This is a genomic window from Stygiolobus azoricus (assembly GCF_009729035.1).
GTDB classification, from domain to species: domain Archaea; phylum Thermoproteota; class Thermoprotei_A; order Sulfolobales; family Sulfolobaceae; genus Stygiolobus; species Stygiolobus azoricus.
Genome location: NZ_CP045483.1, coordinates 503,572 through 522,529 on the forward strand (window position 1 = coordinate 503,572; position 18,958 = coordinate 522,529).

Below are 18,958 nucleotides of genomic sequence, written 5' to 3' on the forward strand. Positions count from 1 at the left end.
TCCCTTAACTAGTCGGTAGTGGGAGTGCAGAACTTCCATTCGAGGAGGGAACTTTCATTCCTTAATAGGGAAGAGAGACGAGAGTTCCCCACAGTCTTATTCAGGATAAGGAGGATTTTGTTATCGCCACAAAAGAAATAGAAAATAGTGTTTCAACTTTCTATAAGGGATTAATAATCATACTGGTGAGTTTTCCCCATGTAAACGGTGATGGGCTTGATGGCAGTTTAGGCATTTTTCCTAATGGACGATGAGTCCTCAGGAAGGGCGAGGAGATTCCAACTAATAGTTTAATAATTGAATTTTATAAAATCAAAGGCAGACTTATTCAGGGTAATAAAGTTAGTGGATGATGAAAATTTTCTTTTTAACATTTTATATGGTGTTTTTAATTACTTCTCATAACACAATTTTAAATTCAGCTACACTAATTGTAAAATTATGCCAAGCAATAAATCAATTATGGATAGGAGGACAATAATTTACGGAGTTGTCTTCTCTATAGCGTCTTATGCCTCGGCAGCTGTTTTAGCCCTTAGTATAGGGGCATATGCACTCAGCTCATTTTTAGACCCTATAGTGACTTTAACAATTCCGCTAATACTTATTTCTATTGGTTTACAAGCTATGAACAAGAAGTTCAGCGTAATCTTCCTTACGCTGTTTAACGCACTACTTTACGCAGTTTCTGGTCTATTATTTATGGTACCTACATTAGTCATAGCCGGTATTATAGACGAGTTAGTATCGTGGGTGGTGGGCTATAGGGGGTTGAGAGCGGTGTTGGTGAACACTACTATTGTAGGGGGCTTAGTAGGAATCCTGAGCGTTGTTTTCGGTATACTAATGGTGGGGCTGTATGGGGCAATTCCGTTCCACGACTTAGTTTTGGCTTATGTAATATTTACCGTGATATACTTCGTGGAGAGTGCTATAATGGGGTTGATATCATTCAAGATAGGAGATTATCTGATTAAGTCTGGTGTAATAAAGTCTTGACTGTTGAATCTTTTTTTAACATTTTTGTCGGATTCCTTTCTTTTCCACATGAGGAAAATACATTCGATACGCATGAGACGGGTAGTCATAAAGAGAATCTGCTTCTCCAGTAACAAGCGTTAAAATGATATAAAGTAATTATTATTAAGTGATGAATGACTTTGCTCCTGATGCGTGAAGAAAACAGCAGGGCTGACAAGGCATTACAATTTACCACTTTCTGTTTTTAAACTCCTCGTAAACCTTGATCTGCTCTGGAGATACACTTGGCTTCACTTGGGATAAGACCTTTACGAAATCGTTAAACGTTACTTGAGTCCTTAATACACCGGTAGATGCCCCCTCTTTCAACAGTTCTCTCTTCACTTCTTCTACTACGAGTTTCAAATCTGCCGGTGTGTAACCCTCAGTTATCCTAGCTACGTTATAAAGCGTTTGATCATCTACGTTAAGTCCTCTGCATAACACTTTTAACACGCTTATTCTCCCCTCTAAGTTAGGTGGGGGGACATAGATTATCTTATCAAACCTTCCTGGTCTAAGTATTGCAGGGTCTAAATCCCAAGGTCTGTTTGTGGCCCCCACGACAATGATATCTTCGTTGTCCCTTATTCCATCCATTTGGTTCAAAAGCTCAGTCAGGGCTGTCCTCCACTCGTTTTCGCCACGTATTCTCGCTATCATGTCGATCTCGTCTATGAAGATGACAGCAGGTGCGTTATCCCTAGCTATGTGGAACTTTTCAGCTATAACCTCCCCTGCTTGAAAAGGTCCTACTGAAGAGATCTCCTCACCTGATAGGATTATAAAAGAGGCGTTCAATTCGTTTGCTAGTGCTTTTGCTATACTGGTCTTACCGGTACCCGGTGGTCCGTAAAGTAAGATCCCTTTTACGGGTTTTATCCCGAGCATCTCAGCCATTTTCTTATTCTTTATAGGTAACTCTACAGATTCCCTTATCACCTTTTTAACCTCTTCTAAATCGCCTAAATCGTCCCATCTTACTTCCGGTACTCCATAGGGCTTTTCGCCAATCTTATGCCTCGTGTATTTCTTCGCCAAATTTTCGAATTTTATTACTGTCGATATGGGTACTGACGGTTTGTAGTTATCGAGAGCGTTGAGAAAGTCTTGAGTAGTTGGAATTCTTCCTTCCTTTTCAGCCTTCATTTTTACCTCCTCTACTATTTCCTTTATGTCTGCAGGGGAGAGCCTATTACTCTTCTTAGCTAAGGCTTTGCAGTCCACGTTAAGCCCTGAGGTATAACCGCACCAGATCTCCTCCCTCGCGTTTTCGTCCGGTAAAGGTACGTAAATTACCTCGTCGAACCTCCCGGGTCGTAATAACGCTTCGTCAATTTCTTGGGGTAGGTTCGTAGTCCCTATAATCAGAACTGGAATGTTATTGTCGTGGAGCTCTTGTAACCTCATTAATAGTATGTTTATTAGCCTATGAGTTACCTCATGTACGTCTCCTTCCCTCTTCAACGTAAACCCGTCTATCTCGTCTATCATAACTACTGCAGGAGCGTAAAGCTCAACAGTGTCAAAGAAATTATTTATGAGGTATTCACTTTCACCGTACCACTTGCTTAACACGTCGGTAGCCTTAAGCTCAAAGTAGTTCCACCTAAGCTTGTTTGCCAACGCTTTTGCTATACTGGTCTTACCAGTACCAGGCGGTCCGAAGAGGATCACCCCGTAAGCCTTCTTTTTCTCGATTACATATTTTGAAATCTCCTCCAGTCGTTGTTTGACTTCTTTCATATCATATATCTGCTCCCATTTTACTGAAGGTATGAGTGTCATCCTCTTGGTCAACTGTTTTGTGTTAGAAGTCCCAACCCTCATCATCCTGAGGTAGTATAGGAAGATTATTAGCGGGATTACAAAGAACAAGATTTGTATACCCAATTCCAAGAGGTTTATGTAGGAAGACAAAAGTGATGGTTGTGAAGAGGAGGCTGTGGCATTGCTATTCATAATACAATTATTTGTGAAGAGGGGTAAAAAATAGATTTCTAATCAGCGAGTAACCGCCTCTTCACTTTTCAGGCTCCCCTAAAACTCATCACATGATCTTTTTTAGTTTTGCTGTCACCTCTGGATAAACGTTTTCCGGAACGATTAAAATAGTAACGTTTATTTCGTCAGTGTATTTATATATCTCATTAAGGACTTGTTCCACTATCCTCGAGTTATTCTTACAATTAGGAACTCCTACCCCTATTAGAAAATAAGCACCATCTTCGTCTATGAAAAGACCCGCTTTCTCTACCAACTCAGAGAATTTCTTAAACCCTTCTTCGATCGCCTTATCCATAATACCAATTACACCTTCATAGTATTTATTCCTAAAAAGTAGTAAGAGTATACATATATTATCTACATATACACTACTATGCTGCTGGTAATAATAGTCACTCTATATCACTGGACAAAACTCCACAACACTACGCTAACACTGTTCATGGACATTGCTAGGGCTGCATATTCTGGTGGTAAATACAACGGGTAGAGGAGACCAGAGGCTATAGGTACCAGAATAGAATTATATGTTAATGCCCAAGCAATATTTTCCTTTATCTTCCTCACAGTCCTCTTACTTTGCGCTATTAAGTCCAATAACGACTCGAGGGAAGGGATGATGACGTCCCCAGCATACTTTGCTATATCCGTCCCGGTAGAGATGGCAATTCCCACGTAAGCCTCTTTAAGTGCCATAGCGTCGTTAACTCCGTCACCTACAAACGCCACTTTCTTCCCTAAGTTCCTTACCAATTCCACTTTGTCCTCAGGTGAAAGCCCTTTATACACTTTTACCTTTAGTATCTCACCCACTCTATCAGCAAATTTGCTCGAGTCACCAGTAGCTATGATTACCTCGTAACCACGACTCTTTAACCAATCCACTACTTTAATCGCCTCTTCCTTTATCTCGTCCTCTAACCAAATGTACCCTGTGACCTTTCCTTCTACACACACTAGCACGTCTGCATCTTTGCCTTCCCCTTCACAGTTCCTCAATACGAACTCCCTCTTTCCTACTAATACTTTTCTCCCATCTACCTTTCCATATACCCCTTCTCCCTTAAATTCAGTGAAGCCCTCAACGTGCCTTTTACCTTTAGCTAAAGAAGCTATTGCCTGGGCTACAGGGTGGTTACTTAGCTTTTCTAGATGTGAAGCCAGATCCACGTCTCCCTCGTATCTTGCGACTCTGATTTTACCCTTTGTTACTGTCCCGGTCTTATCGAAGACGAACACTTGAACCTCCTTAAGCCTTTCTAATGCCTCACCGTTCCTTACTACGATACCCTTCTTTATCAACTTCCTTAGCCCAACGATTATAGCCATAGGAGTTGCGAGACCGAAGCCACAAGGACATGCTGAGGCCAGAACAGCAACTGCTATCAGTACGGAAAAAGAGAGGGGGAAGTGTAATATGAAAAACCAAACGGCAAAGGCTATTACTGAGATCGCGATAATCGTGGGCACAAAAACTGCTGAGATCTTGTCTACTAACTGTTGTATTGGTAGTCTGGTTGTTTCAGCCTCTCTTATAGCCTCTACTACTTGGGACAGGTAAGTCCTCTCTCCAGTCCTCGTTACGAAGACCTTTAGGTAGCCCGAATTGAGGATCGAACCACCGATCACGGGATCTCCTTTGATTTTTCTTGTAGGTACTGACTCTCCAGTGTATATCGACTCATCAACGTAGCCTTCTCCTTCTTCAACTACTCCGTCAGCGGGTATAACTTCACCGCTTTTTACGATTACTATGTCGTTTACCTTCAGTTCCGAGGCGTTTACCTCTATTATTCCGGAGTCCGTTATTTTCTTCGCCTTCACGTTAATTAGTGAGAGGACTTGTTCGCTAGCTCTTTCCTTTAAATAAGCCTCTAGTGTCTTACCGATTAAAATAAACGTAATTAGTAGGGAGGAGGCTGAGAAAAAGGGGTTAGAGAGTGAAAATAGGCTGTAGAACCATGCTATATTAGACGAAAGTGAGACCAGAACGTCCATATTAGTGGTCTTGTTTCTTAGGGCTCTGATCATTCCTTTGTGAAACCTTAGACCTGAGTAAAACTGGACTGGGATCGAGAAGATTAACTGCAGGAGTGGAGAGGCTGATAATAATACTAAGGAGGTGAAAATTGAAGAAACCACTAGCCTGGTCAACAAGTCTTTAAAGTCGGATTTTCTGCTTTGTTTTAAGTCTGTAATTTCTGCCTTATACCCTCTCTTTTTGAGCTCCTCTACAATGGTTTGAGATGAAGTACTCATTGGGTTTATTTCGACAAGGAGATTGTCTCTCCCAGACCTAACGCTGATTACTCCATCGAGGTTTTCTACTATCTCTTTGACTTTCCGTATTTCCTCCTCGCTTACGTCCAAGCTCACGTTGAATTTTTGTGTTATTACATCATATCCGGCTTTTCTAACGGCGTTTATCACGTCCTTCAGCTTCGCTCCTTCAATAACTATTTTCGCTTCACCTGAAGCTAGATTAACGTTAGCCTCCTCAACTCCAGGCACTCCTTTAATAGCTTTTAATACTGTAGATGCACATGTAGAACAGTGCATTCCTACGATTTTCAGCTCTTCTTGTTTCTTTATCCTGAGTTCCATTTCAAGGCATTCCCTGCGGGCCTTCTTTTAAGTACTTCTCTGGGTCTTTTTCAAACGCTTTCTTGCAGCCGTTACTACAGAAGTAATATACTGTTCCTTTATACATTGTCTTATAGGGAGTTGTGTCATCTACTTCCATACCGCATACGGGGCAAGTATGTACCATGATCTTATACTTCGCAGTGAGAATTTTTAGCCTAACGTTTACAACGTAAAATTGTATTCGTCATTGCGTAGCTTTTTGTAAAAAAGTGTTTAGTAACACGGTCAATATGAAAACAAAGTATATTATCAGCACGGGTTTAAGTTACATTATGGAAAGGAGTAAACTGTCTCAGTTAGAATACAAAGTTCTCCAATTGCTCAGAGAGGATGGGAGGAGGAGTGCCAGTAGTATAGCTAAGGAATTAAGCGTTAGTAGGGCTACTGTTGCGAAGGTGATTAAATCGTTGAAAGATAAGGGCGTTAAGTTTACAGTGGATTATCAGGAGGAGGGGGAGATAACATTGTTTTTAATTTCTCGTCAATGTGTAGAAGGAAGTGCGGAGTGTTATAAACTCATAGACGGAAAATACATTTCGTTAGTAAGGGGGAAATTGCATGAAATAGAGGAGATACTTAGTAAAGTTGAGGGCGAGAAGGAATACTTTATTTCAACCCAGAAGGTGAATACGGTTACGGTTATAAGAGGCGAGCTTCGCTGTGACTACTGCGGGGGAGAGATAAGGGGTGATCCCATCACTTTTAAGTTAGGTAAGAGGATATACTATGCATGCTGCAGGACTTGCGAAAAAGAACTCAGGAAGAGGTTGAGTAAGACTGGCGGCTAAAAGGGGCTGCTCTATTGTCTACCAGTGTGTAAGTTACTCTCTATTTCTAACCTGACACACGTATCCCCCTCAAGTGATCATACATATTTACGCTCAACTCGTTAAAACTAGACGTGGGGGAAATCTACCTTCTCATACGAATCTCTTACGCCCTCGTGAACTGAGCCCGTCATTATCTTGGAGGTGGTCAATAGAAAACTTGAGATTTTATAAACATAACCCACAGTGAGGAGTTGGAAGTGATTAAAAATTACATAAATTACATAGCGGAAATATTATAGTCTATGGAATTAATTCTAACGGGGTTTACCTCTGACGGTAGGATATTTAGAAAAGTGTATTATGATAAAGAGGGGAAGAGGCTGATAGAAATTCTCATAAGCGATAAGGTGATTGTTAAGGTCAGTGATTCAGTATATGATGGTATAAATTACCTGAACTCTTTAGGTTTAAAAGCTGAGTGTGAGAGGACTGATGTACTAGATCTCTTTATAAGGAATAAGAACGAAAAGGTCAAGTTTGCTTACTACTTGCATAAGGAGGACATGTTAGTACCTTTCGTAGGTGAAGCAGAGTTGGATAGGATTGCCCAGCAGATCGTGGATGGATACATTTTAGAAATTTTTGGGAAAACTGAAAAGCGATTAACTTAGTTGACTACTTGGAGAGTCCAACACTCTTTATCGGCATTTTCATTTTAATTCTTCGAATATCTTTTCGAAACCTTTTACTTCCCTTAAGGGTCTTCCGCTTCCGCCTCTTTCGACTGCAAGTATTTCAGCCACGATGCTCAAAGCAATTTCTTTATCACTTTTAGCTCCTATGTCTAATCCAGCAGGTATTCTCAACTTTTTGAGCTGTTCTATACTTATTCCGGCTTGTATAAGCCTTTTCATGATGACCTTAGCCCTTTTTATGCTCATAACGACTGCTATCTCTTTAGCCCCTCCTAAAATGGATTTCATTATAGCCCAAGTGTCGTAAACGTGTCTTGTTGCTATTATGACGTATTTATCCTTAACTACTTCGTCAGGTACTTTAAAGGAGTCTCCTTTTATCACCTCATCAGCCTCGTAAGATACATCATCAGCAAATGGATCTACTACGGTCACTTTATACCCTAAGTCCTTTAAATAGCGGGATAGAATGGGGGCTATGCTTATGCTTTTTCCTACGCATTTTGTCTTGTCCACTTTAACACTATCTCTGTCACAAAATACCGGTTCTTCGATTTCAGCTTCTCCACTTGAGGTGAATATGACTATGTCCATAAGACGATATGTGAAAAGAAAAATAAAAAGGATAATTAAGATACCTTATAAAAATCTTATATGCTAGTAAAGAATCTTTTCAGTCTTCTCCGTAAATTTCCTTAATCTGGGCAGTTACTTTGTCTAGTGCTGTCTTCTTCTCTTTGTACTCTTTGAGGAGCTCTAATAATTTCTTACCCTTATCAGTGAGGTAATACAGACCGTCCTTTGAGGTTATTAGGTCTTTCTCTACGAGTCTGTTTATATAGTTGTTTGTTAATTCATAGCTTAGATTAGCCTTGTACATTAACCAAGTCTTCTTTGCACCGTTCTCGCATTGAGATAGTATATCATGTATTATTTCATACCTTGTCCTCTTTTTTCTTCCCATTACAGTTTCTGTCATCAACATGTAATAGGATAAGAAACTTAAAAATTTTACTTCTATTTTGTTGGTGTTATAAAGGCAATATCAAAGATACTATCTCAATCTCAAAATCGTTATATACAAAAACAGTATGAGGAAAGTCTTATTGATGCTAAAGTTTTCCTCCAAAATTATGTTCAATATACTGAAAAATTTGACTAAATATTTCTAATTATTTATAATTCTCTCTAAACCTGGTAAAGAGGAGCCACGAGGCGTAAGAAGAAAGTAAAGACGATGAAAACACTTTTGAACTTAATATACAAATTATGTCACAAGAGATGACTAGTAAGCCGGTAGTTACTATCCACTAATTTAGTTTATAGTCTGTCTCGATAAAACATAAGATTTTTGGAAAGGAAATAAAGGAACTTAAAGACCAATTTAACTTTCCTGAACATATCGTAAAAGAACACATAGTACCCTACTTAAACTTGAGCTACAAACTTAAAGAAGTAGTGTATCTGCAGTCTGAGTAATGAACTCACTTTTTATACCGAGACTGTTAAGAGTAAATGAAGTGAAAGGCGAAAGTAAGGGTACAAAAAAGAGATTTCATTTCTATTTACCCGAAGAGAAGATTGTTCAATATGTCACAAAGGTCATAGAGGTTATTCTGCTTATAGCTATAGGAATAGTTATAGTGTACACAATAGTAGATATTTTCTTGTTAATTCCTTCAGGCCTGCTGGGCGAGATATTCGGACTTGTCGGTAACGCGTTTCTTGTTGTGGTGCTTCTAGAGCTATTTCAAAGTATAGTAGACTTTGGAAAAGGTAGAGGGAGAAGTGTAGTATACGTTATGGACGCTACCATGAGCTTCGTCCTAAGGGAGGTCATTATCGAATTAATTAACGGGGTGAATCCTTTTTCATAACAATAGAAATCTTTTTATATTCATTGAAATTAATTTCGTGAAGAGGATGATGAGAAGTAAGTAAGCTGTAAATCCGATGAGGTCAATCCCCCAAGGGTTAGAGAAGTGGTTAGGGATGTTGTTGCTGTGTTGAATCTACGCCTACGGGGTGATGGGGCAATGCCCCAAGCCCCGTACACGGAGATGTGAGCCCCGTGCCGTTGGGCTCGAAGGAGACCCATGACCCACCTGGTAGTGGTTGAGGGCTAAGTCCCTACACTTGATCATGAACATAAAATGAGTGAAATGAGAGTGTAGGGACAAACGGTGAACAGTTTGTCTGATCTTTTATATTTGGCCTCCATAATCCTGCTCATAGCATTCAGTAGGTTCCTGATATCTTTAAGGCTTACAAAAAAGAGGCGTGATCACTGAGTGCTTTTTCGTTGTTTTTGTTGAAAAGCTTTAATTTAATCACCACGATGTTAATGATTATGATAGACGTAAATGACTTCCAACCTGTATTGAGGATGGGCATTACGATAGATGAAGAGGAATATATTGCGAGGAAACTTTCCTCAATGATTGACATAAAAAAAGAGAGGATTTTGGACATAGCTCCGGGTAACTGTCTGATCCCTATTTATCTATCTTTAGAACTTAATAAGGAGATAAGCGGAGTTGACGACTGGAAGTATTTCCAAGAAGGATGAGGCTGAGAGATTAATAAGAAAGTATGGTGCCAGAGTGAATTTGTTTTATGGTCTCCCTCAAATCCCCTTTAAGGATAATAGTTTCTCTATAGCTTACAGCGTAATGTACTTTTACAACCTAAAAAGAGAGATAATGAAAGTACTCGTTTCGGAGATAAGGAGAGTTCTTGAAGGTCAAGGTACTGTTCTAATAGTAGATCCTATAATGACTAGAGGGAAGATAAGAAAGGAGATGGAAGAGGGGAAATTTAAACTTGTAGAATATACCGAAGCAAATGCGTTATCTTTTAGTAAATGGGAAAAAATTGCTTAACTTCGTCACTCCAGCCTATAGTTAAACTTAGATTTAGAGATAGCTAGGAGTACTATTCCAACTAGAAGGATGAGTGAAGGAATGTAAAATCTAGGCTCTGGTGCAAGCTGGTTAAAGTAAGGTATATAATTAATTGCGGGCGTTACGTCTATCACGAATATTATTATCGACAGAATAGTAAGGAATAAACCCATAATTAATATGGTATAAGAATACGTGTACTTTACGAATAGGTCATGCCAGTCTACCTATCTTGTCTTAACTAAGTAAGCTCCGTTCCGATCATGGCGAAACAGTTCATGCGACCGAAACCTAATTCCCTTGCTTCCTCATTACCCTTCTTGACGTTGAACTTTATTATGTCACCCACTCCTTTGGATTCTCCACGTTCTTACTTTCTATCACATTTCCTTGGTCATCAAATTTGATATGCCCAACATATCCCTTGAAAGTCATGTTAAACACCTCCACTATTCTCAATTGCGAATTTTATTACATAGTCCCAGTTAGTCTCCTTAGCCCTTAATTACTGCAAGCCCTAAATCATCGAGTATCATGGCATATCCTAATAAGGGGTCTAATAGCTTAAGTCTCTTTGCCTCTTCTTTTCCTAGCTAACTTAGATAAGTCCACTTTAGTGATGACCATTCCATAAATCTTCTCCAAGTGTTCACCGCTAAAACGGTAAACTGCAAGTAAACCAGGTATTTTTTGGAAAGTAACTTGTGAATATTTTGAATTTAGGCTTTGTTGCTGCCGCATTTATTTCTACAGTTATTACTGGATTACTCTACTATCAGCCGTCTTGCGCGTATCAGTCTACAATGAACATAATATACCACGTACCGTATGGGCCAGTACTTCTCTTCAGTCACCTTTACGGCGCTTATATAATGATAATTCTAGCACACATTCACATGTTCAGGAACTTTTACGTAGGTGCTTACAAGAAGCCAAGAGAGTTACAATGGATTACTGGAGTCCTTTTGTTGCTCTTAACACTAGGTGCGTCATTTTTCGGGTACAGTCTAGTTAGCGACGTGCTCGGAGTAAATGCAGTAGACATAGGAAGTGAGTTGATTGTGAATACTGGGTTCCCTGGTGCGACCGTAATTGTTAACTGGCTATTTGGACATGGTGGACTAGCAGCAATTTCAAGCAGTCCCTTAACTAGAGCTGAACTATTCGATAGATTACTTGGTTGGCACATAATATTTAGTAAAACAACCAGTTCTAGTGAACCTTATTGCTTTAATCCCACTTGGTATGTTCACTTTCATATGGGTCTACAAGCTCGGTAGGGCGATAATAAGGAACGAAGGCACAACAACCTCTATGGGAGGTGGATATAAGAGGAAAGACATTGCGTTTGTTGGGATAGTAGTTATTCTGATTATAGTAGCTATTTTGTGCGGTCTTATGTGGACTCTACCTTCAGTAGGTCCTCAAGCAACATATGCCGGTATGGACTTAGGAGTGATATTAATACTATTCGGAGGAGCCCTTCAATTATACCATTATATAATATATGTAAAATGATGAGTAACTAAAAATTATAAGTTAAGTATTTTTTTCCTCTTAAAGTATTGAGAAGCAAAGGGGAAATAGGTTCTCTCTTTGTCATCTCAAAGATAGAATTCTTGATAACGCTTCTTTAAACCATTCTAACTTATCAGGGTCTAGGTATTTTATCCTTTCATCATAAGGGAATATGAAAGATCTTTTGAAAACTCCTTTCTCATATATTAAATCTAAAACTTGATCTTCTACAAGGGATACATTTTCTGATGGTACCATGTTAACGACTAAGACTCTGTAACCGTCATCCCACTTTTTTGCATATTCAATAGTTTCGGAAAGTCTGGTCATGTCTGTCAGAAACACATTAATGTTTGCAGTTGTTATATTGTTTTGAAACTTTATTGGATCACTATGTGGATCAATGTTTGTGAGCATGTCTGAAACAAGCATATTCCAATTAGATCTATTATACATGGTTTGTAGCTTATCCTTTTCCACGTCAAGAAAATAATCAGAATAAAGGTACTTGTTTATATTAAAATAGTCCACAATATCGAACTCATCATCTACAAGAACTCTAACTGTCTGGAAGGGATCTAGCTCTTCTATCAAAAAAGGGATCTCTAATGACTTTAAATAATATGCTGTAAGAACTGTGAACGTTGACTTTCCTATCTTGCTTATGGAACTCAAGAACCGTACTCTCTTTTTCATATAATATGTCTTTATAACTTAATCAAAAATAAGTATTTAGCTTCAACATAATACAAATTCAGATATCTTTATACGCTCTTTACTCTTTATTAGAAATTAGTCTTGATTAGAAAAGAAAAATTATAATTATACTCTTTTCATTAAAATAAAATATTTCATACAGCAGATGAAATTTAAATAAAAGGCAAATCTTCTAGTCATATTGACCTTCTGGACTATGTGTGTTTTAGGAAAAAGTTTTAGTAACTATGCTAAGAGATATCATTGATGGCTAAATCAAAGAAGAGTAAAAAGGAGAGTAAGCTCATATACGTACCTTTCATCATATTCGTAGTAATATTAGCTATTCTAATAATCTTACCTTCTATAAAGCCTCCTACGACCCAGGCAAGCGAATCAGTTCCATTCCTACATTTTGTTAAGGTCTCAAATCAGGACTATGCGTCATCACCGAATGTTGTTGATGTTTATTTAGTCTCTTGGGAGGGATGTCCTTACGGAGCTGCCCAGTCATGGCCCTTGTATCTAGCCTTAAGCCACTACGGTAAAATTAACGCTACCCCAATATGGTCTGATCCAGAACCATTACCCTCACCTACTGGAGGTGTATCAGCACCAATGCAAGTACCGGGCTTATTATTTCAGTCTTTTATACCTAATGGAAGTGTACATTTTCATTTCTTCTACATGATAGGAAGGATGTTTACTAACAATAATAGTATTAGCCTGACAAACGGTACTATAGTCCCCTATTCTGGTGATTCCATAGTAACTTTAGAACTACAAGAACTCCAAAAAGATGTGCCTAATTGGGTCTATAACTTGATAGTTAAATATGAGCTTAACACACCATTTGGGCAGTATCCTAATTTAGCTGATGCTGGAAATCCTCCTCATATAGCTACAGTAATATTAATAACGGGACCTAACGGTACCTGGATGATAATTGGATATGACCAAACGGTGAACTCAGTAGCTCCTTATTACTTCGCTACCTCGGGTTATACGCCACAAGAACTTTATGGGAATATTTCAAAAGGAGTAATACCGAAGGTTAACGTTACCTCTAACCCTTACGCATTTGCTCAGCTAGAAACAACGTCTTATATACAAGAAGAAGCTCAACAAATATTGAACGTGATAAAAGAAGCTATGTAAGGTTACGTTTTTAGACCTATTTTAAAAGCTGGTTAACTAAAAATTCTACAGTAGGAATTCCCTGAACCACCCTTTCGTTATTTTATTCCATAGTTCCACCTTATCCTTTAGCTCACATTCAGTGCATAATAATGGATCTTGTCCTTTACTTTTGTAGTACCAGAAAGATATAGGGTCTACAATGTTTATTGATTCCTTGGTGACGTTCTTTACTAACTGGATGTCATATAATAAGTTCTCGAGTTCAAACACTTCCTTTACGTATTTTGCACCTATACCTTTGGATATTACACTGTTAACGAAGTTGCTCACTAGCTTGTCGAAGGCTGAGTATTCAATGCTAAAGTCCTTTTGGGCGGCTAAAAAAGACGAGAGTAAGTATGCGTTAATAGTAAACTTTCCTTGCTCATGGTAATCCAGTAAGTCGAAGCCTCCTAATCTTACGAATTGCTGGCCGTCATGGATGAAGTAACCTACATACAGTCCATTCTTTTTATTCTTAGAGTAATCGAGAAATTCAAGGGGTATAGGTTTAAGCCCTCCCTTAGAATTGGAAGTGAAGAATTTACCACTCCTTTTAGGGATTTTCTTACTCATGAACTCACCCTCACCAATATCTCCTTGATCTACGAACATTGCCGTAAAGAACGTGAAATTATCAAACGAAGATAATGGGTTCCCCTTTTGAAGGTCGAACTTTATCGTGCTTAAAACGTAATTTAACGTTTGTAAGTCTGGATTAATAGGCATTATAGCATCTCCTTTAACGTGCGATAATGATTTCACTATCTTATCCAGTGTAGTAAGGCTTAGGTTCTGCATAACCAATGAGATCAGTTTACCTTCATGGCTTAGTAACGGTAAGATATCGAATTCCTCAGGAAGTGTCCTCATCTGCTCTATTAGTAACTTAATGTCCTCCTTCTTGGGTCTGGGTTTCTCTCTCTTAACCTCCCTTTGTCTTGGCGTTCTTTTCTCTACACAACCTGGGAATGACGCCGAATTTGCGATATTTAACTCGTCTATTTGAGTCTGTAAGTAATCAGAGAGTTGGGTTAACAAGTCTAAAACGGCTCGATGTATCGTGGACTTATCAAAAGTTTCTCTTAGTTTCTTGACGTCTTCATCCTTACAAACATAAGCCAATACAGAAAATTCATCTTCCTTATTTAACATTATGGGAATGTTATTTGGCGTTGTTACCACTACGATTGAACCTGGCTGTGTGTGTTCAAGTAGGTAAGCGAGTAGGTCATAGGCTTTCATTTTACCCTTCTATTCTATGGTAGAATAGCAATTAATACGTTTTAGCCAAAGATGTTGAGGTTTTGGAAACCCTTGAATATTATGTAACCTAGAACAAATGTCATGGCAATTACCATTACATAGCCCGTTACTGGTTCCTGAGATAAGGGGTAAGGAGAAGGCGGAATATTGTAGAAGGGGTAGGATATTACCAAGATAACGGCTAGAGTCGTATCCCCTAACATCCACAAGACTAACAAAAGTAGCTTTTCGATTAACCTCATATTCTTAACACCCATGCCAAGTAGTACTCCTCCAAAAAACATCGATAACTCGTCGAGAGCTCTAAACGGAATTTCAGCACCTCCTAAAACAAAGAGCTGAGGAAAATGCCATAATACCACTAAGAGAGACCCTAGATAGCCCAATAATGAAGTTCTAAACTTATTACCCCAGTAGTAATACCCAATAAGTGAACCTGCGAACACTAGGGCATAATGTGATGCCATAAATACAAACTCTTCATTAAACATCAAGTCTTCAACCAATGGGTTGATGAATGCCAAGGTTAACACAATAGACACTATTAAAGGTCTCTTATCGTTGATCTGTAATTTCTTCATAACTTTAATTTTTCAAACTGTAAATAAAAGGCTTTTTTACTCTGGTTAGAATAGGATAAGTATGAAAGCTATAACGGTAAGGCCTAATAGTATAGGAGCGGAAGTAAGGGACGTCGTGGTAAAAGAGACTTTAGGTAGAGGCCAAGCGTTGATCAGAACAGTGATGACGGGGATATGCGGGACTGATAGGGGAATAGTAAGCGGAAAGATCTCATTTGCTTACCCACCTGAAGGTTATTCTTTTTTGATCTTAGGACACGAGGGTTTAGGTAGAGTTGAGGAGATAGGAGACGGTGTAGCTACACTGAAAAAGGGGGACTATGTAGTACCGGTTGTCAGGAGAGGGTGTGGTCAATGTTTGAACTGTAAAATAGGAAGGCAGGACTTTTGCGAAACGGGAAAGTTTGTCGAGGCTGGAATAAGAGGAAAACACGGCTTCATGAGAGAATTTTTTGTCGACGACGAGAAGTACCTAGTCAAAGTTCCAGAAGAGGTCAAAGATGTGGCTGTCCTCACGGAACCCTTGTCTAACGTAGTAAAAGCTACGGAAGAGCTTCTCTTCGTCCAGAGAAGAATGATATGGAATTGCGAAGACTCTACTTTCGAGTGTAGAAACGCCTTTATAGTAGGAACCGGTCCAATAGGGACGTTTTTCGCCATGACTTTGAGGACTCTAGGTTTTCAAGTGTATTTGCTTAACAAGAGGGAACCAAGCGAGACGGAAAGATACATCTCGGAGAAAATAGGGGCAGAGTTTTACGACACGAAATTAGGTATCGATAAATTACCCGATGCAGACCTCATAGTAGATACAAGCGGAGTTCCTGAAGCCTTCCTTCCGCTTATGAAAAAGATGAGACATAATTCAGCTCTAATCCTCTTCGGGACTATGGAAGGTGAAAAAGCGGAGATAATGTCAGATCTGGTTACCGAAATAGTGGAAAAGAACATACTGATAATTGGCAGTGTTAACGCCAGTAAAAAAGACTTCCAAGGTGCGTTGAATTACCTTTCCATATGGAGGTATCGTTATGGAGATGTTCTAAACCGTATGATAACCAGTAAAGTTGAAGTAGAGGAAGCACCTGAAGTTTTATCTAAAAAAATAAAAGGAGAAATAAAGACTGTGATTAAATGGTCCTGACGTAGTTTCTTAGAACTCCTATCCCAGTAACCTCTACCTCTATGACGTCTCCTTCTTGTAAGTATTTTTTACCTGAGAACTCAGCTACTCCAGCAGGAGTCCCTGTAGTTATTACATCTCCAGGCTCTAGAGTTATTCCCTTGCTCAAGTAGGCTATCATATCCTCTACACTAAAGATCATATCCTTAGTAGTACCATCCTGAACTATAGTTCCATTTAACCTCGCTATTATTCTGAGTGAGTAAAAGTCATTTATTTCGTCCTTTGTAACTATCCATGGTCCTACCGGTAAACCTGTATCGAGGCTTTTTCCCATAACCCAGTTCAGCCCATAAGGGTGTACTTCGGGAAACTGATAATCCCTGAAACTTACGTCATTAACAATCGTAAAGCCGAAAACATAATCCATGGCATCTTCTTTTCTTACGTTCTTAGCCCTCTTTCCTATTACAATACCTATCTCACCTTCATAGTCAACCCTCTTTAACTCCTTAGGGATCAAAATATAATCCTCAGTACCGATTATAGCATTTGAAAATTTTGTAAAGAAATAAGGAAAAGGTGGAGGATTCATGAGAGTCTCTGAGGAATGAGACTTAAAATTTACAGCTGGTAGAAACACCTTCTGAGGGGATATGGGTGGTAAGAGTTTTTTAACCTTAGTTTCTTTCAGCGGTAATCTCTCGACTATGTCGAAGGCTTTGATGACGTTATTAATGTTGCTAAATACACATTCCATCCCTTCTTTTTCGAATTCGAAGAATTTACCTTCTTTATAGACTACAACTACTTTTCTTCCGTCTTCGATTTGAGCAAAGCCTAATTTCATGTTTATTATAAACTCGTGATCAATTAAATTTGTGCTCATTATCAATGACGAGATAGAAGTAAGCGAGGATGAGAGAGTAATCCTTTTAGGTAAGAATGGTAGTGGAAAGACAACGCTCATAAAAAGGGCTCTGTGTCTTGGAGAACCAATTAAAGTGACTATTGACGGAGAAGACTTCTGTAAAAAGAGAGATTACTCTTTGCTCTCTGCAGTCTTTCAGGAGCCCTCTACACAGATTCTCGGGCTCACTTGTGAAGATGAGTTAAAACTTCAGTCCTTATTTCATGACGTAGACTTTTCAATCCCGCAGAGGATCATGGGTGAGTATTTTAACGTTAACTTCTATAAGTTGTCAGACGGGTATAAGAAGAGGTTCGTCATCTCTACAGTCCTAGCTTCAAGACCTAAGCACATAATGTTGGACGAGCCCTTCGCCAACCTCGATAAGTACGCGATTCCCTTAGTTAAGGAAGTGATCCCAAAAGGGAGCTTGATCACGGAGCATAGAGTAAAAGAGGTAAGGGACTGGGGTGACAGGTTTTATTTACTCACCAAGAAAGGGGTTAAGGAGATAAGTAGGGATAAACTTTACGATGAGAGGTTTCTGAAGGAGAACGGGTTGAGAGGCTTTAGTTTACAGCCGATCCAAACACGTTTAGGTAAAGTGATATTCGAACAAGATTGGATTAAGGTAAGAGAAGGTGAGGTATTCTGTATAGTAGGTAGAAACGGGATAGGTAAGACTACAACGTTGAAGAGTCTTGTTGGGAAAATTTACGTAGTTTTTCAGAACCCAGACTTGCAGTTCTTTAACCCTACTGTGAGAGATGAAGTTAAAGACGAGAAAGTTCTGAAATTATTTAAACTGGACGAGATTGCGGATAAGAGCCCTTTCCAGTTGAGTTACGGTCAGAAAATGAGGGTCCTAATTGCTTCGGCTTTCGCTTCCTCCTATAAGTTGATCGGTCTCGATGAGCCCAGCGTAGGTATGGATGGCGATGCGCTTATGAGTTTTTACGATATGATTAAGATGTTGAAGGAACAGGGAAGGGGTATAATAATAGCAACTCACGACGAAGATCTTATATCAATATGTGATACTGTGGTAGATTTAGAGGAAAGGCGACGCTTAAAACAAACGTGATAACCCCTAATAAGATAAAGAGTAAATCTAAGGAAGTTGGTCTTAGGTTTAATCTCCCCCTATATTCACCGTAGAGTTTTATAGTATAGGCTACGTACAAGTCTTCAGCTACCTTTACCATTTGGACGACTAAGGGCAGAAGGAGCTTAGAAGGTTTGAGACCTATCTTTCTTGCTTTTGCATTAAACATTATCTGAGATACGATCTCATTAAAGAGAGGAAAATAAGCCAAACCTACTACTAACGGGACCCCTTTCTCTTTTAGTATATTGAGGACTGTGTGGTAGTCTACATATTCCGACATCAGAAAGTACAAGTTTAAGTAAGTGAGTGCCCTTACGGTGAATATGTATAAGTTGAGTTTATGAAATTCCGAGAGAAGGAGAAAGGAGAGAAGAGAGATCAAGACCTCGATCAAGACTACATTTCGCTTTCTAAAGAGCAAAGCCAGAGTTATTAATAACGGTAAAATGGAATTGGACAGAGAAGTGGAGAGGGCTATGGTTACCAAGAAGGTGAGTGAGTAAAAGAATGACGCTTTTGTGATCTTTACCAAGTTA

The 18,958-nt window shown here is 39.1% G+C and carries 22 protein-coding genes and 1 pseudogene; 11 read left to right on the forward strand and 12 right to left on the reverse strand.

Translation table 11 applies throughout. The features are described 5' to 3' along the window. Nucleotides 1–441: 441 nt before the first annotated feature. The gene (locus tag D1868_RS03080; protein ID WP_156005444.1) at nt 442–999 is read left to right on the forward strand and encodes an SPW repeat protein; all 558 of its coding nucleotides are present in this window, start codon (nt 442–444) and stop codon (nt 997–999) included. 210 nt (nt 1,000–1,209) lie between these two features. Here D1868_RS03080 and D1868_RS03085 read toward each other — a convergent pair whose 3' ends face one another. The 4 genes from D1868_RS03085 to D1868_RS03100 form a co-directional block, all read right to left on the reverse strand. Next, on the reverse strand, nt 1,210–2,982 hold the full coding sequence (locus D1868_RS03085; protein ID WP_196770266.1) for an AAA family ATPase: 1,773 nt from the start codon (nt 2,980–2,982) through the stop codon (nt 1,210–1,212). Between the two features lie 88 nt (nt 2,983–3,070). Next, nucleotides 3,071–3,322 carry a hypothetical protein gene (locus D1868_RS03090; protein WP_231112441.1) on the reverse strand — a complete coding sequence of 84 codons (252 nt, stop codon included), beginning with the start codon at nt 3,320–3,322 and terminating at the stop codon, nt 3,071–3,073. Between the two features lie 107 nt (nt 3,323–3,429). Further along, nucleotides 3,430–5,631, reverse strand: coding sequence for a heavy metal translocating P-type ATPase (locus D1868_RS03095; RefSeq protein ID WP_156005448.1), 2,202 nt, complete (start codon nt 5,629–5,631; stop codon nt 3,430–3,432). A gap of 1 nt (nt 5,632) precedes the next feature. Next, entirely contained in the window at nt 5,633–5,797 is a 165-nt protein-coding gene (locus tag D1868_RS03100; protein ID WP_156005450.1) for a YHS domain-containing protein, read from the reverse strand. Between the two features lie 148 nt (nt 5,798–5,945). Here D1868_RS03100 and D1868_RS03105 point away from each other — a divergent pair, with 148 nt between their 5' ends. Together D1868_RS03105 and D1868_RS03110 are read left to right on the forward strand one after the other, a co-directional pair. Next, complete coding sequence (locus D1868_RS03105; RefSeq protein WP_156005452.1) at nt 5,946–6,461, forward strand: TRASH domain-containing protein; 516 nt, start codon at nt 5,946–5,948, stop codon at nt 6,459–6,461. Between the two features lie 284 nt (nt 6,462–6,745). Next, complete coding sequence (locus tag D1868_RS03110) at nt 6,746–7,114, forward strand: hypothetical protein (protein ID WP_156005454.1); 369 nt, start codon at nt 6,746–6,748, stop codon at nt 7,112–7,114. Between the two features lie 39 nt (nt 7,115–7,153). On the opposite strand, the gene D1868_RS03115 is transcribed toward D1868_RS03110, so the two are convergent. Together D1868_RS03115 and D1868_RS03120 are read right to left on the reverse strand one after the other, a co-directional pair. Continuing rightward, nucleotides 7,154–7,732, reverse strand: coding sequence for an XdhC family protein (locus D1868_RS03115; RefSeq protein ID WP_156005456.1), 579 nt, complete (start codon nt 7,730–7,732; stop codon nt 7,154–7,156). A 79-nt stretch (nt 7,733–7,811) separates the two neighbouring features. Beyond that, the gene (locus D1868_RS03120) at nt 7,812–8,117 is read right to left on the reverse strand and encodes an Sso10a family chromatin protein (RefSeq protein WP_156005458.1); all 306 of its coding nucleotides are present in this window, start codon (nt 8,115–8,117) and stop codon (nt 7,812–7,814) included. 499 nt (nt 8,118–8,616) lie between these two features. Here D1868_RS03120 and D1868_RS03125 point away from each other — a divergent pair, with 499 nt between their 5' ends. The 3 genes from D1868_RS03125 (at nt 8,617) to D1868_RS03135 (ending at nt 10,020) form a co-directional block, all read left to right on the forward strand. Continuing rightward, nucleotides 8,617–9,015: a phosphate-starvation-inducible PsiE family protein gene (locus tag D1868_RS03125; protein WP_156005460.1), complete on the forward strand. Its 399-nt coding sequence runs from the start codon at nt 8,617–8,619 to the stop codon at nt 9,013–9,015. A gap of 473 nt (nt 9,016–9,488) precedes the next feature. After that, nucleotides 9,489–9,707 (forward strand): hypothetical protein, encoded by a 219-nt coding sequence (locus D1868_RS03130; protein ID WP_156005462.1) that lies wholly within the window; start codon nt 9,489–9,491, stop codon nt 9,705–9,707. Next, entirely contained in the window at nt 9,676–10,020 is a 345-nt protein-coding gene (locus D1868_RS03135; protein WP_156005464.1) for a class I SAM-dependent methyltransferase, read from the forward strand. The genes D1868_RS03130 and D1868_RS03135 overlap by 32 nt, the downstream gene beginning before the upstream one ends. 5 nt (nt 10,021–10,025) lie before the next feature. On the opposite strand, the gene D1868_RS11020 is transcribed toward D1868_RS03135, so the two are convergent. Continuing rightward, nucleotides 10,026–10,214, reverse strand: a complete 189-nt coding sequence (locus D1868_RS11020; protein WP_231112443.1) for a hypothetical protein — start codon at nt 10,212–10,214, stop codon at nt 10,026–10,028. 555 nt (nt 10,215–10,769) lie between these two features. Here D1868_RS11020 and D1868_RS11320 point away from each other — a divergent pair. Together D1868_RS11320 and D1868_RS11325 are read left to right on the forward strand one after the other, a co-directional pair. Further along, nucleotides 10,770–11,234 (forward strand): annotated as a pseudogene (locus tag D1868_RS11320) (cytochrome b N-terminal domain-containing protein); the annotation flags it as partial. 52 nt (nt 11,235–11,286) lie between these two features. After that, complete coding sequence (locus tag D1868_RS11325; RefSeq protein ID WP_420824481.1) at nt 11,287–11,559, forward strand: hypothetical protein; 273 nt, start codon at nt 11,287–11,289, stop codon at nt 11,557–11,559. Nucleotides 11,560–11,640: 81 nt separating this feature from the next. On the opposite strand, the gene D1868_RS03150 is transcribed toward D1868_RS11325, so the two are convergent. Beyond that, nucleotides 11,641–12,255, reverse strand: a complete 615-nt coding sequence (locus D1868_RS03150) for a hypothetical protein (protein WP_156005466.1) — start codon at nt 12,253–12,255, stop codon at nt 11,641–11,643. Nucleotides 12,256–12,522: 267 nt separating this feature from the next. On the opposite strand from D1868_RS03150, the gene D1868_RS03155 reads away from it, so the two are divergent. Then, the gene (locus D1868_RS03155) at nt 12,523–13,413 is read left to right on the forward strand and encodes a DUF929 domain-containing protein (protein ID WP_156005468.1); all 891 of its coding nucleotides are present in this window, start codon (nt 12,523–12,525) and stop codon (nt 13,411–13,413) included. Between the two features lie 45 nt (nt 13,414–13,458). Here the strand turns inward: D1868_RS03155 and D1868_RS03160 are convergent, their stop codons facing one another. Together D1868_RS03160 and D1868_RS03165 are read right to left on the reverse strand one after the other, a co-directional pair. Beyond that, complete coding sequence (locus tag D1868_RS03160) at nt 13,459–14,679, reverse strand: hypothetical protein (protein WP_156005470.1); 1,221 nt, start codon at nt 14,677–14,679, stop codon at nt 13,459–13,461. 41 nt (nt 14,680–14,720) lie between these two features. After that, nucleotides 14,721–15,281 (reverse strand): DUF1404 domain-containing protein, encoded by a 561-nt coding sequence (locus D1868_RS03165; protein ID WP_156005472.1) that lies wholly within the window; start codon nt 15,279–15,281, stop codon nt 14,721–14,723. Nucleotides 15,282–15,342: 61 nt separating this feature from the next. Here D1868_RS03165 and D1868_RS03170 point away from each other — a divergent pair, with 61 nt between their 5' ends. Further along, nucleotides 15,343–16,425: a glucose 1-dehydrogenase gene (locus D1868_RS03170; protein ID WP_156005474.1), complete on the forward strand. Its 1,083-nt coding sequence runs from the start codon at nt 15,343–15,345 to the stop codon at nt 16,423–16,425. Here the strand turns inward: D1868_RS03170 and D1868_RS03175 are convergent. Then, entirely contained in the window at nt 16,412–17,254 is an 843-nt protein-coding gene (locus D1868_RS03175) for a fumarylacetoacetate hydrolase family protein (RefSeq protein WP_156005476.1), read from the reverse strand. The genes D1868_RS03170 and D1868_RS03175 overlap by 14 nt on opposite strands. A gap of 31 nt (nt 17,255–17,285) precedes the next feature. Here D1868_RS03175 and D1868_RS03180 point away from each other — a divergent pair, with 31 nt between their 5' ends. Beyond that, nucleotides 17,286–18,398 carry an ABC transporter ATP-binding protein gene (locus D1868_RS03180; protein ID WP_156005478.1) on the forward strand — a complete coding sequence of 371 codons (1,113 nt, stop codon included), beginning with the start codon at nt 17,286–17,288 and terminating at the stop codon, nt 18,396–18,398. Here D1868_RS03180 and D1868_RS03185 read toward each other — a convergent pair. Then, nucleotides 18,337–18,954: a hypothetical protein gene (locus D1868_RS03185; protein WP_231112445.1), complete on the reverse strand. Its 618-nt coding sequence runs from the start codon at nt 18,952–18,954 to the stop codon at nt 18,337–18,339. The genes D1868_RS03180 and D1868_RS03185 overlap by 62 nt on opposite strands. Nucleotides 18,955–18,958 lie beyond the last annotated feature (4 nt).

Excerpts from the sequence above, each read along its gene's own strand:
- D1868_RS03080 (WP_156005444.1), top strand. The coding sequence starts at position 442 with ATGCCAAGCAATAAATCAATTATGGATAGGAGGACAATAATTTACGGA.
- D1868_RS03085 (WP_196770266.1), bottom strand. The coding sequence starts at position 2,982 with ATGAATAGCAATGCCACAGCCTCCTCTTCACAACCATCACTTTTGTCT.
- D1868_RS03090 (WP_231112441.1), bottom strand. The coding sequence starts at position 3,322 with ATGGATAAGGCGATCGAAGAAGGGTTTAAGAAATTCTCTGAGTTGGTA.
- D1868_RS03095 (WP_156005448.1), bottom strand. The coding sequence starts at position 5,631 with ATGGAACTCAGGATAAAGAAACAAGAAGAGCTGAAAATCGTAGGAATG.
- D1868_RS03100 (WP_156005450.1), bottom strand. The coding sequence starts at position 5,797 with ATGGTACATACTTGCCCCGTATGCGGTATGGAAGTAGATGACACAACT.
- D1868_RS03105 (WP_156005452.1), top strand. The coding sequence starts at position 5,946 with ATGGAAAGGAGTAAACTGTCTCAGTTAGAATACAAAGTTCTCCAATTG.
- D1868_RS03110 (WP_156005454.1), top strand. The coding sequence starts at position 6,746 with ATGGAATTAATTCTAACGGGGTTTACCTCTGACGGTAGGATATTTAGA.
- D1868_RS03115 (WP_156005456.1), bottom strand. The coding sequence starts at position 7,732 with ATGGACATAGTCATATTCACCTCAAGTGGAGAAGCTGAAATCGAAGAA.
- D1868_RS03120 (WP_156005458.1), bottom strand. The coding sequence starts at position 8,117 with ATGACAGAAACTGTAATGGGAAGAAAAAAGAGGACAAGGTATGAAATA.
- D1868_RS03125 (WP_156005460.1), top strand. The coding sequence starts at position 8,617 with ATGAACTCACTTTTTATACCGAGACTGTTAAGAGTAAATGAAGTGAAA.
- D1868_RS03130 (WP_156005462.1), top strand. The coding sequence starts at position 9,489 with ATGATAGACGTAAATGACTTCCAACCTGTATTGAGGATGGGCATTACG.
- D1868_RS11020 (WP_231112443.1), bottom strand. The coding sequence starts at position 10,214 with ATGGGTTTATTCCTTACTATTCTGTCGATAATAATATTCGTGATAGAC.
- D1868_RS11325 (WP_420824481.1), top strand. The coding sequence starts at position 11,287 with ATGTTCACTTTCATATGGGTCTACAAGCTCGGTAGGGCGATAATAAGG.
- D1868_RS03150 (WP_156005466.1), bottom strand. The coding sequence starts at position 12,255 with ATGAAAAAGAGAGTACGGTTCTTGAGTTCCATAAGCAAGATAGGAAAG.
- D1868_RS03155 (WP_156005468.1), top strand. The coding sequence starts at position 12,523 with ATGGCTAAATCAAAGAAGAGTAAAAAGGAGAGTAAGCTCATATACGTA.
- D1868_RS03160 (WP_156005470.1), bottom strand. The coding sequence starts at position 14,679 with ATGAAAGCCTATGACCTACTCGCTTACCTACTTGAACACACACAGCCA.
- D1868_RS03165 (WP_156005472.1), bottom strand. The coding sequence starts at position 15,281 with ATGAAGAAATTACAGATCAACGATAAGAGACCTTTAATAGTGTCTATT.
- D1868_RS03170 (WP_156005474.1), top strand. The coding sequence starts at position 15,343 with ATGAAAGCTATAACGGTAAGGCCTAATAGTATAGGAGCGGAAGTAAGG.
- D1868_RS03175 (WP_156005476.1), bottom strand. The coding sequence starts at position 17,254 with ATGAAATTAGGCTTTGCTCAAATCGAAGACGGAAGAAAAGTAGTTGTA.